The organism is Streptomyces rectiverticillatus, assembly GCF_013394065.1.
GTDB classification, from domain to species: Bacteria; Actinomycetota; Actinomycetes; order Streptomycetales; family Streptomycetaceae; genus Streptomyces; species Streptomyces rectiverticillatus.
The window spans coordinates 4,519,084-4,532,342 of record NZ_CP040752.1; the positions used below are offsets into that span (position 1 = coordinate 4,519,084).

Here is a 13,259-nt window from a genome sequence, read left to right on the forward strand (position 1 = left end):
TTGGCCGGTGGCCGGTGGCCGGTGGCCGGTGGTCTCGGGTGCGGAGGCCGGGCCTCTTGTCTCCGCCGCGATGGTGATCAGCCACCGTGGCGGCGTCCGGCGGTGCCAGGCCGCCTGAGGCGGGTCCGGCACCGCCGGTGGGTTGTTGATGGTTGCTCGCCGTTGCGGCGGGGGTTGGATACCGGGCGAGGCGTGGCCGGGTGGCCTCGGGTTGTGGAGGCCGGGCTTCCTGTCGCTGCCGCGATGGTGATCAGCCACCGTGGCGGCGTCCGGCGGTGCCGGGCGGCCCGGGGTTCGGCGCCAACGGGCGGCGCCATTGGGTGTCCCGTGCTCGCGGTCGGGGCCGTGGGGTCGTTAGAGGGGGACCGGTTCCGGGGTCCATGTGGTCAGGGGGGCTGCGCCTCTGTGGCCGTACTCGGCGAAGACCGTGATCGGGGCGCCGCCCGATATCGATGCCAGCTGCCACAGGGCCGTGCTGTCGCGGTGCCGGGGATCCACGGGCAGGGCGGCCGAACCGCCCTCGCCGTCGGTCAGTTGCCAGTGGCCGTCCGGGCCCGGGGCCGGGATCACGCCGTCGAGGACGACCGGCCACGTCTCCAGCCAGGGGTCGTCGCGCAGGGCCTCCCCGTACGCGGAGAGGGCCGCCTCCACGCTCCCTCCCGGCGGCGGGCCCGCACTCTCCGCGGGCGGGGCGTGTCGCGTGCCGAGCACGGCGCGGAGCGGGCGCGCCGCCGGGTAGTAGACGAGGTCCGCGTCCAGGGACAGGCCCACGGGCAGGGACAGCTCCGGCGCCCGGCCGGCCACTCCGTAGGAGAGGAGCAGGGCCATCCGGCCCGACTCCCGGCCGTAGAGCCAGATCCGGCGGGTGACCAGGCGCCCGTCATCGCCGTCCCGCTGCGCCAGGACCAGCCAGTGGTCCCGCACCGGCGTCCCGGACGCGAGCAGCGACGCGGCGTCCGTGGTCAGACCGACCCGCGACCGGACCGTCGCGGCCAGCGGCTCCGGCAGCTGCTCCAGGCGCAGCCAACCCTGGTTGAGGGTGTGCAGCAGGGCGCACTCCTCCAGAAACCGGCCCGCCCAGTCGGCACCCGAGCCCGGCAGGGACGCCAACTCCCGTACACGCGAGGCGAGACCGGGCGCCTGGGCGTCGACCATGCGGGCCGCCGTCTCGTCCCACTGCCCGTACCCCGAGCCCTCCGCGGCCGCCAGCCCTCCGCGCAGCAGGTCGGCGAGCCGCTGCTCCAACTCCGTGACGCCCGCGGCGATCCGCTCCGCCCGGCGCTCCCCGCGCCGCCGGGCGGCCTCCTCGTCCGCGGGCGCCGCGGGCCCTGCCGAGGCCGGGCCCGCGGCGGCCTTTTCGGCCCGCTTCCGGCGCCGCTCCAGCCACTGCTCCGCCCAGCCGGGCGGAGCCTCCTGCGCGACCGGAACCGCGGTCTCGCCGGAAGCCCACAACAGCAGCAGGCCCAGCGCGTGCTTGCACGGGAACTTGCGGCTCGGGCACGAGCAGTTGAAGCCCGGCCCGCCCTCCCCGGACAGGTCCACCACCGTGCGGTACGGCTTGCTGCCGCTGCCGGAGCACTCTCCCCAGACCGCGCCCCCGCCCTCCTCCGGGCGCGCCCCCGCGCCCGACCACGGACCGGGCGCCGCGAGCTTGCTTCCTGCCTTACGTGATGCGGCGTCAGGCGCCAGCGAGAGCACCGTTTCCGCCGTCCATCGATCCCCCTGCGGATTCATGCCCCAAACGCTAGGGCCACCCACTGACAATGGCCCTGACCTGCGGATTCGACACGTCCCGGCCCGTTGTCAGTGGGGTGGTGCAGGGTGGTTCGCACATCCCGGATCCGCACTCCTAGGGGGACTTGTGACCGTGCCCGGAACCGAAGCCGAAGCCGAAACCGAAGTGGAAGCCCAGGCCCTGCGCCCGCACGCGGAGCACGCCTTCGCCGAGGAGCTCAAGGCCCTCGCCGCCGCCGACGACCGGCCCCGCCCCGAGCGCTGGAAGCTCTCGCCCTGGGCCGTCGCCACCTACCTGCTCGGCGGCACCCTGCCCGACGGCACCGTGATCACGCCCAAGTACGTGGGCCCGCGCCGCGTCGTCGAGGTGGCCGTCACCACGCTCGCCACCGACCGCGCCCTGCTCCTGCTCGGCGTCCCCGGCACCGCCAAGACCTGGGTCTCCGAGCACCTGGCCGCCGCCGTCAGCGGCGACTCCACGCTGCTCGTCCAGGGCACGGCGGGCACCCCGGAAGAGGCCATCCGCTACGGGTGGGACTACGCCCGGCTCCTCGCCCACGGCCCCAGCCGCGAGGCGCTCGTGCCCGGCCCCGTCATGCGGGCCATGGCCCAGGGGATGACCGCCCGCGTCGAGGAGCTCACCCGCATCCCCGCCGACGTCCAGGACACCCTGATCACCATCCTCTCCGAAAAGACCCTCCCCATCCCCGAGTTGGGGGAGGAGGTGCAGGCCGTCCGCGGCTTCAACCTGATCGCCACCGCCAACGACCGCGACCGCGGCGTCAACGACCTCTCCAGCGCCCTGCGCCGCCGCTTCAACACCGTCGTCCTGCCCCTGCCCGCCACGCCCGAGGACGAGGTCGACATCGTCTCCCGGCGCGTCGACCAGATCGGCCGCTCCCTCGACCTGCCGTCCGTGCCCGACGGCACCGACGAGATCCGGCGCGTCGTCACGGTCTTCCGCGAGCTGCGCGACGGCGTCACCATCGACGGCCGCACCAAGGTCAAGTCGCCCTCGGGCACGCTCTCCACGGCCGAGGCGATCTCCGTCGTCACCGGCGGCCTCGCGCTGGCCGCCCACTTCGGCGACGGCGTACTGCGCGCGGGCGACGTGGCCGCGGGCATCCTCGGCGCGGTCGTCCGCGACCCGGCCGCCGACCGCCTCGTCTGGCAGGAGTACCTGGAGACGGTCGTCCGTGAGCGCGACGGCTGGAAGGACTTCTACCGTGCCTGCCGGGAGGTCTCGGCGTGAGCGGCACCGGCCCCGTCCTGCTGGGCATCCGCCACCACGGTCCCGGCTCCGCGCGGGCGGTGCGGGCGGCCCTTGAGCAGTGCCGGCCCGCGGCCGTCCTCATCGAGGGGCCGCCCGAGGCCGATGCGATCGTCTCCCTCGCGGCCGACGAGGGCATGCGGCCGCCCGTCGCCCTGCTGGCCCACGCCGTGGACGACCCGGGCCGCGCCGCGTTCTGGCCGCTCGCCGAGTTCTCCCCGGAGTGGGTGGCGATGCGCTGGGCCCTGGAGCACGGGGTGCCCGTACGGTTCATCGACCTGCCGGCGGCGCATTCGCTCGCGCTGGGCGGAGAGGTCGGCGACCGGCGGGCACCGGAGCCGACCGCCCCGGCCCCGGGGGCAGGAGCCTCCGCTTCCCACGGGGCTGCACTGAGCGGCCGCGCAGATGCCGTGAAAACGGCGGCCGTCCCGCACGCGGGCACTCGCACCTTCCGTGGGAGCGCGCACGCCGGCCTTGCCGATGCTGTGGAACCGGTAGCGCGCCCGCATGTGGCCTCGGTCGTGCTTGCCGAGACCGCCGACAGCGGGTCCGACGGTCCGCACGCCGGTACCCGTGCTTCCCGCGGGGCCATGCGCGCCGGCCTCGCCGAGGCTGCGAGGCCGACAGCCCGCCCGCACGCGGATCCGCGCCTCGACCCCCTCGCCGTGCTCGCCGCCGTCGCCGGTTACGACGACCCCGAGCTCTGGTGGGAGGACGCCGTCGAGCATCGCCGCAGCGAGAGCGGGGCCGATGCCCTTGCTCCCTTCGCCGCGCTCGCCGACGCCATGGCCGAACTGCGGTCCGCGTTCGGCGACGGCAACGACGGCAACGACGGCAACGACGGCGATGACGACGGCGACGGGCCCGGTGGTGCGCGCGACCTCGTCCGCGAAGCGCACATGCGGCTCAGGATCCGCGACGCCCGGAGGGAGTTCGGCGACGGGATCGCCGTCGTCTGCGGCGCCTGGCACGTGCCGGCCCTCGCCGAGCGGCGGACCGTCACCGCCGACCGGCAGGCCCTCAAGGGACTGCCGAAGGTCAAGACCGCGATCGGCTGGGTCCCTTGGACCCACCGGCGCCTCTCCCGCCGCAGCGGCTACGGCGCCGGCATCGACTCGCCCGGCTGGTACGGCCACCTCTTCCACGCCGCGGACCGCCCGCTCGAACGCTGGATGACGAAGGCCGCCCGGCTGCTGCGGGACGAGGACTTCCCCGTCTCCTCCGCCCACGTCATCGAGGCCGTCCGCTTGGCCGGCTCCCTCGCCGCCCTGCGCGGCCGCCCGCTGGCCGGTCTCACCGAGACCACCGACGCCGTCAGGGCCGTGATGTGCGACGGCTCCGACGTGCCCCTCGCCCTCGTGCGGGACCGGCTCGTCATCGGCGACGTCCTCGGCGAGGTGCCCGCCACGGCGCCCGCGACGCCCCTGCAGCGCGACCTCTCCCGCCTCCAGCGCAGCCTGCGCCTCAAGCCCGAAGCGGACGCCCGCGAGGTGGAGTTCGACCTGCGCAAGGACACCGACGCCGTGCGCAGCCGGCTGCTGCACCGCCTGCGGCTCCTCGGCGTCGACTGGGGCGAGCCGGTCCGTTCCCGCGCAGGGACCGGCACCTTCCGCGAGACCTGGCGGCTGAGCTGGGAGCCCGAGCTGGCCGTACGGGTCGCCGAGGCCTCGGCCTGGGGGACCACCGTGCTCGCGGCGGCCACCGCGAAGGCCGAGGCCCGGGCCGCAGGCTCCGCCGCCCTCGCCGACGTCACGGCCCTCGCCGAGCACTGCCTGCTGGCGGAGCTCCCCGACGCCTTGCCGGCCGTGATGCGCGTCCTGGCCGACCGAGCCGCCCTCGACGCGGACGTCGCCCACCTGGCCGAGGCCCTGCCGGCCCTCGTCCGCTCCGTGCGTTACGGCGACGTCCGCCGCACCGGCACCGCTGCGCTCGGCGAAGTGGCCAGGGGCCTCGCCGAACGCGTCTTCGTAGGCCTTCCCGCCGCGTGCGCGGGCCTGGACGCGGACGCGGCGGCGACCATGCGGGGCCTGGTGGACGAGGTTCACCAGGCGGTGCGCCTGCTGGCCCCGGAGCCGGGCCCCGGCGCGGAGGCGGCAGGAGCGGCCCCCGAGTCCGGAGCGGCCCCCGAGTCCGGGGCAGCCTCGGAGCCGGGACCAGCTTCGGAGGGTCGCTGCGGCCTGCAGGGCGGGGTTGCTCCCGAGTCCGGGGCAGGCTCGGAGCCGAGGTCCGCTCCGGAGTCGGGGTCCGCTCCGGAGGGTCGCAGCGACCCGCAGGGCGGGTTTGCCCGCGAGTCCGGCGCAAGCTCGGAGCCGGAGTCCGCCTCGGAGCGGGGGTCCGCTCCGGAAGGACGCGGTGGCCCGCAGAGCGGGGCCGCCCCTGAGTCCGGGTCCGCTCCGGAGGCGGGGTCCGCTCCGGAGGGGCGCAGTGGCCCGCAGAGCGGGTCTGCCGCGGAGTCCGGGTCCGCCCCGGAGTCGGGACCCGCCCCGGAGGGACGCAGCGGCCCGCAGGGCGGGCCCGCCCCCGAGGAGTCCGCGCTCCGGCACCGCTGGGCTGCCGTGCTCGGCGTGCTCGCCGGGCGGGACGGGCTGCCCGGGGGCATCCGGGGGCGGGCCGCGCGGCTGCTGCTCGACGACGGGCTGCTGCCCGGCGGGCGGGCCGCCCGGCTCATGGGGCTCGCCCTGTCCGCAGGCACCGAACCGGCTCAGGCCGCCGCCTGGATCGAGGGGTTCCTCGGCAGCGGCGGCTCCGGCGGCATACTCCTCGTCCACGACGAGCGCCTGCTCTCCCTCGTGGACGACTGGCTCACCGGCGTGCCCCCGGGCGCCTTCACCGACGTCCTGCCCCTCCTCCGGCGGACCTTCGCCGCCTACGACCCCGGCGTGCGCCGGACCCTCGGCGAGCGCGTCCGCCACGGCGGACCGGCCGGCGTCGGCGGCACCCGCCCGGGAGCCCCGCCCGCCGCCGCACCCCTGGACCAGGCCCGGGCGGCCGCCGTCCTGCCCACCCTTCACCTCCTCCTCGGCCTCCCTGACCCCTCCACCCCCTTTACTCCCTCCGCTCCCTCCGGCCCCGTCGCCCCCACCACCCCAGGAGCCGCACGATGACCTCACCCCGTACCGCCTCCGCCGCCGACGAACGCCTGCGCCGCTGGCGGCTCGTGCTCGGCGGCGAGGGCTCGGCGGACGGCACCGGCCGCGCCCTCTCCGGCACCGACGCCGCCATGGACCGCACCCTGGAGGCGCTCTACGGCCCGTACGGCCCCGGCCCCGGCCCGGGCGCCGACGGCGGACGGAGCGGCTCCCGCGAGGCCGGCCTCGGCGGCTCCGCGCCGCGCGTCGCCCGCTGGCTGGGGGACATCCGTACGTACTTCCCGGCATCCGTCGTTCAGGTGATGCAGCGCGACGCCGTCGACCGGCTCGGCCTCTCCTCCCTGCTCCTGGAGCCGGAGATGCTGGAGGCGGTCGAGGCCGACGTCCACCTCGTCGGCACGCTGCTCTCCCTCCACAAGGCGATGCCCGAGACCACGAAGGAGACCGCCCGCGCCGTGGTCCGCAAGGTCGTCGAGGACCTGGAGCGGCGCCTGGCCGGCCGCACCCGCGCCACCCTCACCGGCGCCCTCGACCGCTCCGCCCGCATCAACCGCCCCCGCCACCGCGACATCGACTGGGACCGCACCATCCGGGCGAACCTCAAGAACTACCTGCCCGAGTACCGCACGGTCGTCCCCGAGCGGCTGGTCGGCTACGGCCGGGCCGCACGGGCGGTGAAGAAGGACGTCATCCTCTGCATCGACCAGTCCGGCTCCATGGCGGCGTCCGTCGTCTACGCCTCCGTCTTCGGCGCCGTCCTGGCCTCGATGCGCACCCTCGACACCCGCCTCGTCGTCTTCGACACCTCCGTCGTCGACCTCACCGACCAGCTGACCGACCCGGTCGACGTGCTCTTCGGCACCCAGCTCGGCGGCGGCACCGACATCAACCGGGCGCTCGCCTACTGCCAGTCACGGATCACCCGCCCGGCGGAAACCGTCGTGGTCCTCATCAGTGATCTCTACGAGGGCGGGATCCGCGAGGGCATGCTCAAACGGGTGGCGGCCATGAAGGCCTCCGGCGTGCAGTTCGTGACGCTGCTCGCGCTCTCCGACGAGGGCGCCCCGGCCTACGACCGCGAGCACGCCGCGGCCCTGGCCGCCCTCGGCGCACCGGCCTTCGCCTGCACCCCGGACCTCTTTCCGGAGGTGATGGCCGCCGCCCTGGAGAAGCGCCCGCTGCCCGTGCCCGACACGGCCGCCTGACGGGCCGCCACGCCTTTCCCGTAGGCCGGACGGGGACGGACGCGTACGGATTCCGTTGCGATCTGTGAGCGTAATCACGGCCGGAGTGTGACCTCGGATTTAGGGCCTCCCCGCCAGCGGGGATAACCTGCGAGACGGACATGCCGCGTCAACGGTGAACGTGTGCCGCCCTCGCCCGTGCTATCCCGGGGCGCAACCCCGGACCCCCGCGGAGATCGCGCTCTCACGCCGCCCAGCGGCACGCCCGCGCAGACAACGAACCGCGATATCCATGGAAAAGGGACGGACGCGCGTGGACCTGTTCGAGTACCAGGCGAGGGACCTCTTCGCCAAGCACGGTGTACCGGTGCTGGCCGGTGAAGTCATTGACACGCCTGAGGCGGCCCGCGAGGCGACCGAGCGGCTGGGCGGCAAGTCGGTCGTCAAGGCCCAGGTGAAGGTCGGCGGCCGCGGCAAGGCCGGCGGCGTGAAGCTCGCCGGCACCCCGGACGAGGCCGTCGCCCGCGCGACGGACATCCTCGGCATGGACATCAAGGGCCACACGGTCCACAAGGTCATGATCGCCGAGACCGCTCCGGAGATCGCCGAGGAGTACTACGTCTCGTACCTCCTCGACCGCACCAACCGCACCTTCCTGGCCATGGCCTCCGTGGCCGGCGGCATGGACATCGAGGAGGTCGCCGCGACGACCCCCGAGAAGCTCGCCAAGGTGCCGGTCGACGCCAACGAGGGCGTCAGCATCGAGAAGGCCCGCGAGATCGTCGCCCAGGCGAAGTTCCCGGCCGAGGTCGCCGAGCAGGTCGCCGAGGTCATGGTGACCCTGTGGAAGACCTTCGTCGCCGAGGACGCCCTCCTCGTCGAGGTCAACCCGCTGGCCAAGGTCGCCGACGGCCGTGTCATCGCCCTCGACGGCAAGGTGTCCCTGGACGCCAACGCCGAGTTCCGCCAGCCGGAGCACGAGGCGCTCGAGGACAAGGCCGCGGCCAACCCCCTCGAGGCGGCCGCCAAGGCCAAGGGCCTGAACTACGTCAAGCTCGACGGCCAGGTCGGCATCATCGGCAACGGCGCGGGTCTCGTCATGAGCACCCTCGACGTCGTCGCCTACGCCGGTGAGAACCACGGCGGCGTCAAGCCCGCCAACTTCCTCGACATCGGCGGCGGCGCCTCGGCCGAGGTCATGGCCAACGGTCTCGAGATCATCCTCGGCGACCCGGACGTCAAGTCCGTCTTCGTCAACGTCTTCGGTGGCATCACCGCGTGCGACGAGGTCGCCAAGGGCATCGTCCAGGCCCTGGAACTCCTCAAGAGCAAGGGCGAGGACGTCACCAAGCCGCTGGTCGTGCGCCTCGACGGCAACAACGCGGAGCTGGGTCGCAAGATCCTGTCCGACGCCAACCACCCGCTGGTGCAGCGCGTGGACACCATGGACGGCGCGGCCGACAAGGCCGCCGAGCTGGCTGCGGCTAAGTAAGGGACGAGGACTCCACAACCATGGCTATCTTCCTCACCAAGGACAGCAAGGTCATCGTCCAGGGGATGACCGGCGCCACGGGCATGAAGCACACCAAGCTCATGCTGGCCGACGGCACCAACATCGTGGGTGGCGTGAACCCGCGCAAGGCCGGTACCGAGGTCGACTTCGACGGCACGGCCGTCCCCGTCTTCGGCTCCGTCGCCGAGGCGATGGAGAAGACCGGCGCCGACGTCACCGTCGTCTTCGTGCCGCCGGCCTTCGCCAAGGCCGCCGTCGTCGAGGCGATCGACGCCGAGATCCCGCTGGCCGTCGTGATCACCGAGGGCATCGCCGTCCACGACTCCGCCGCCTTCTGGGCGTACGCGGGCTCGAAGGGCAACAAGACCCGCATCATCGGCCCGAACTGCCCCGGTCTCATCACCCCGGGCCAGTCCAACGCCGGCATCATCCCGGGCGACATCACCAAGCCCGGCCGCATCGGTCTCGTGTCCAAGTCCGGCACGCTGACCTACCAGATGATGTACGAGCTCCGTGACATCGGCTTCTCCTCCGCCGTCGGCATCGGTGGCGACCCGGTCATCGGCACCACGCACATCGACGCGCTCGCCGCGTTCGAGGCCGACCCGGAGACCGAGCTGATCGTGATGATCGGCGAGATCGGCGGCGACGCCGAGGAGCGTGCCGCGGACTTCATCAAGGCCAACGTCACCAAGCCGGTCGTCGGCTACGTGGCGGGCTTCACCGCGCCCGAGGGCAAGACCATGGGCCACGCCGGTGCCATCGTCTCCGGTTCGTCCGGCACCGCCCAGGCGAAGAAGGAGGCCCTCGAGGCCGCCGGTGTGAAGGTCGGCAAGACCCCGTCCGAGACGGCCCGCCTCGCGCGCGCCGCGCTGGGCGCCTGAGCCTGACGGTTCCCGCGTGCGGGCCCGCACCCCTTGAGGGGGTGCGGGCCCGCGCCCGTTCCGGGGCCTACGTAAGCCCACTTAAGGGTAATTATGCGTCAAATAGGTTTATCCGGGTATCAAAAGCGACACGACGGTCATTTACCCGCTACCCGAACGAAAGGCGTGTTCTTGGCAGCATGACCATGTGACCCACGATGCCGAGCACAGCCCGCCGCCGCCCGCGCCCGGCCGGCCCGCCGCGAGCGCGCCGCCCCCCGCGGGCACGGTGTTCGTCGGCGGGGCGATCGCCGCGGGACTGGGGCTCGGAGCGCTGGCCGTGGTCGTCCTGCTGCTGTGGATCACCTCGCCGTACCCGGACGGCGGCGCGGGCGAGGCCCTGCGCTCCGCCGCCGGCCTGTGGCTGCTCGCCCACGGCGCGGACCTCGTCCGCACGGACACCCTCACCGGGGCCCCCGCCCCGATCGGCCTCACGCCGATGCTGCTGACCGTGCTGCCCTGCTGGCTGCTCTACCGGGCCGCGCGGCACGCCCTGGAACCGGCGGTCGAGCCGCCCGGCGGCCACGACGACTTCCCGTACCCGGAAGCCGTCCCCTTCGAGGAGCTCACGCCCGAGGAGATCCTCGCAGCGGCCCCGCCTCCGCCCCCGGTCCCGGCGGAGGCCCCGCCCCGCCCCGCTCCGGGCAAGGCCGCCGCGGCCCTCCTCGGCGGCTATCTGCTCGTCGCCGTCGGCGCCGTCCTCTACGCCGCCTCGGGCCCGGTACGGGCCGAGCCGCTGAGCGCCCTGCTCCACGTGCCGGTCGTCGCGGGGGCGTCCGTCGCGGCCGGGATGTGGGCCGCCGCGGGGCGCCCGCACGGCGCGCCGCCGCCGGTCCTGCGCCGGGTCCTCGCGTCCGTCCCCGCTCGGCTGCGGCGCCGGTTCACCCGGGCCCGGACGGCCGCGGCCCTGCGCGCCGGGGCCGCCGGCACCGTCGTCCTGCTCGGCGGGGCCGCCGTCCTCCTCGCGGCCTCCCTCGCCGTCCACGCGGGCGCCGTCCGCGAGTCCCTCCTGCAGATCACCGCGGCCTGGTCGGGCCGCGCCGCGGTCCTGCTGCTGTGCCTGGCCCTGCTGCCCAACGCCGTCGTCTGGGCCTCCGCCTACGGGCTCGGGCCGGGCTTCGCCGTGGGCACGGCCGGCGTCGTCGCGCCCCTCGGCATCACCGCGTACCCGCAGCTGCCGCCCTTCCCGCTCTTCGCGATCCTCCCCACGCCGGGCCCCGCCGAGCCGCTGCCCCTGGCGGCCTCGGCGGCGGTGAGCCTCGCGGCCGGGGCCACCGTCGCCTACGCCGCCGTGCCGCGCCGCAGCGCGGACCTGGCCCGTTCGGGGCTCGGCGAGACCGTCGCCGTCGCCACGCTCGGCTCCGTGTTCTGCGCGCTCGTCGTCACCCTGCTGACCTACGCGGCGGGCGGCACCCTGGGCGCGTCCGTCCTCGCCACCTTCGGGCCCTCGTGGCGGCTGGTGGGCGCTGCCGCGCTCGCCTGGACGACCGCCGTGAGCGTTCCCGGGGCGATCGTGCTGCGCTGGCTGCGGCGGCGCATCGCCCTGGGGGCCGGTGCCGGTGCCGGTGTCGGCGCTGGTGCCGGTGGGCTGTCGGCGGAGGTCTTGGCGGCTGCCGTCGCCCCGGCCCGCGGCGCGGGGGCCGTCGCCCTGGCCGGGGCCCCGTCCCTGCGGCTGTCCGCAGGCACCCACCGCCGGGTCCCGCCGGCGCGGGCGGACCGGCCCCGCAAGGCGCGCCGGGCGCACGCCCGCTGGTGGACCGGCGGCCGGGCCGCCCGCGCGGTGGGCTCCTGGCTGGGCTTCGGATCGGGTACGGGCCGCGCGGCGGGGAGCGGGGTGCGCGCCGACACGGCGACGCTCTCCTTCGCCCGGCCCGGGGCGACGGGGCCCGCGTGGTCGGCCGAGCCGGGGGCCACCCCCGTGGAGGCGCTTCCCGTACGGGGCGCCCCGGCGGGCTCCGCTCCGGTCGGGCTCGCTGCGCCGTCAGTGTCGGCAGTGTCGTCCGGGCCGTCCGGGCCGTCCGTGTCATCCGGAGCCGAGGAGCGGGGCGCGCGGCGCGGGTGGTTCGGGCGCCGGAAGGCGAAGGGGAGCAGGCGGCGGGGGAGAGGGGCGCCGCGGGTGCCCGCGTTCGATACGGCGGCTTGGCAGGATGCGGCGGCTTGGCACGATACGGGGGCGCGGCAGGTGCGATGGGCTGCGCTGCGGGATTCCGGGGGCGGGCTGATGCCGGCGTTCGAGCCGCACGATGCGGCGCCCCGGGACCGGGGCTGACGCCGCGGGGCGCCGCCCCGGACCCCGGTCCCCAATCGCCGGACGGGCTGAGTTTCCGCCGGGCCCGCCCCGAAGGAGAGGGCCGACCGGCCGCGGACGCGGGCCGGGTCAGCCGGTCAGTCCCGGGTCCCCAGTAGCGGCCGCAGCTGCTTCGGGAGGTGCTTCTCGCACGCCTGCTGCGAGCTCTGGGTCAGGGCGTCGTCCACGCACGTGTAGTAGTCGCTGTAGACGATCTGGAAGACGAACGTCGCCGCCACGATGGCCAGCGCCAGCCCGCCCGTCACCAGGCCGCTGACCGCGGCCGTCGTCTGCGGCCGGAAGGCGCCGGGCGCCGGGGCGGGGGCCGCCGGGGTGTCCGGGTCCTGCCGCTGCGGCCGGGACTTGGCGCGCAGGGCGCTGATGCCCCAGTAGAGGGAGAGGGCGCCGAGCAGCAGGGCGACGTAGGGGATGCTGAACAGGGCGAAGAAGAAGCCCCACATGCCCGCGAGCAGGGCGTAGCGGGCGCGCCGCTGGGCGGGGTCCGTGGGGTCCCAGCGCAGGCCGCCGCCGTTCCCGCCCGGGCCGCCTGAGGGGCCGCCCGGGCCGCCGCCGAAGCCGCCGTCGTGGCGGCCGGGCTGCCGGTTGCTCCACTGGCTGCCCCAGGCGGGGGGCTGCTGCCGCCCGTCGCCGGAGTCGTTCCCGTCCTGTGAGCCGTCGCCCTGGCCGCCGTCCCGGCCGTCCCCGTGGCCGTGCGGTCCCTGCGGGGGCTGCCGCGGCTGCCAGGGCCGGTCGGGCGCTCCCTCCGGCGGCGGCGCGAAGGGGTTGTCCCGCTGTTCGTCGGGGGAGGGCGGCGTGGGGCGGTCGTGCGACATGCGGGCGTTCCTCATCGCACCGCCGCCGGGGGTGTCGGTGGGCAGCGCGAGGCGGTGAGCCGCGTGACGGCGTCGGTCCGGCATGTGGAGTGTGTCTTCCCCTTGTGTCGTCGTCCGGCACGCCCAGGATGTGCGCCGTCCAGGATGTGTGCCCGAACGCCCGGGACGTACGGCACATCCCCGGCGTCCGTGCCTACCGCACTCCGAACGTACGGCGTCGCGCCCGGATTCTGTGCACGTGGCCCGCGCTTTTCCGTGCGCTGCTTCCAGACGCTACCTTCCGCGCGCGCCCCCGTCCCGCGGGGGCCGTTCGGTGTGCCGGTATCGTTGCTGGCGGTCGGCGGGTTCGTAGAGTCCCCCGTATTCGGCGACGCCCTCGTCTCGTACGACCATACAAACCGTACGGCCATCACACCGCTCGCCCGC

8 protein-coding genes are annotated in these 13,259 nt (G+C 75.2%); 6 read left to right on the forward strand and 2 right to left on the reverse strand.

What is annotated here, in order from left to right:
* Window positions 1-354: 354 nt before the first annotated feature.
* Window positions 355-1,734 (reverse strand): SWIM zinc finger family protein, encoded by a 1,380-nt coding sequence (locus FGW37_RS19785; RefSeq protein ID WP_179082268.1) that lies wholly within the window; start codon window positions 1,732-1,734, stop codon window positions 355-357.
* A 127-nt stretch (window positions 1,735-1,861) separates the two neighbouring features.
* On the opposite strand from FGW37_RS19785, the gene FGW37_RS19790 reads away from it, so the two are divergent.
* The 6 genes from FGW37_RS19790 (at window position 1,862) to FGW37_RS19820 (ending at window position 11,982) form a co-directional block, all read left to right on the forward strand.
* A complete protein-coding gene (locus tag FGW37_RS19790) occupies window positions 1,862-2,986 on the forward strand; it encodes an ATP-binding protein (protein ID WP_179082269.1) in 1,125 nt (374 codons plus the stop codon).
* On the forward strand, window positions 2,983-6,108 hold the full coding sequence (locus FGW37_RS19795) for a DUF5682 family protein (RefSeq protein ID WP_246430461.1): 3,126 nt from the start codon (window positions 2,983-2,985) through the stop codon (window positions 6,106-6,108). The genes FGW37_RS19790 and FGW37_RS19795 overlap by 4 nt, the downstream gene beginning before the upstream one ends.
* Entirely contained in the window at window positions 6,105-7,298 is a 1,194-nt protein-coding gene (locus tag FGW37_RS19805) for a VWA domain-containing protein (protein ID WP_179082270.1), read from the forward strand. The genes FGW37_RS19795 and FGW37_RS19805 overlap by 4 nt, the downstream gene beginning before the upstream one ends.
* A gap of 292 nt (window positions 7,299-7,590) precedes the next feature.
* Window positions 7,591-8,769 carry an ADP-forming succinate--CoA ligase subunit beta gene (gene sucC, locus FGW37_RS19810; RefSeq protein WP_179084796.1) on the forward strand — a complete coding sequence of 393 codons (1,179 nt, stop codon included), beginning with the start codon at window positions 7,591-7,593 and terminating at the stop codon, window positions 8,767-8,769.
* Window positions 8,770-8,789: 20 nt separating this feature from the next.
* The gene (gene sucD, locus FGW37_RS19815) at window positions 8,790-9,674 is read left to right on the forward strand and encodes a succinate--CoA ligase subunit alpha (protein WP_179082271.1); all 885 of its coding nucleotides are present in this window, start codon (window positions 8,790-8,792) and stop codon (window positions 9,672-9,674) included.
* A 187-nt stretch (window positions 9,675-9,861) separates the two neighbouring features.
* Window positions 9,862-11,982 (forward strand): cell division protein PerM, encoded by a 2,121-nt coding sequence (locus FGW37_RS19820; RefSeq protein ID WP_179082272.1) that lies wholly within the window; start codon window positions 9,862-9,864, stop codon window positions 11,980-11,982.
* A 116-nt stretch (window positions 11,983-12,098) separates the two neighbouring features.
* On the opposite strand, the gene FGW37_RS19825 is transcribed toward FGW37_RS19820, so the two are convergent.
* Window positions 12,099-12,917, reverse strand: a complete 819-nt coding sequence (locus FGW37_RS19825; protein WP_179082273.1) for a hypothetical protein — start codon at window positions 12,915-12,917, stop codon at window positions 12,099-12,101.
* Between the last annotated feature and the right edge of the window lie 342 nt (window positions 12,918-13,259).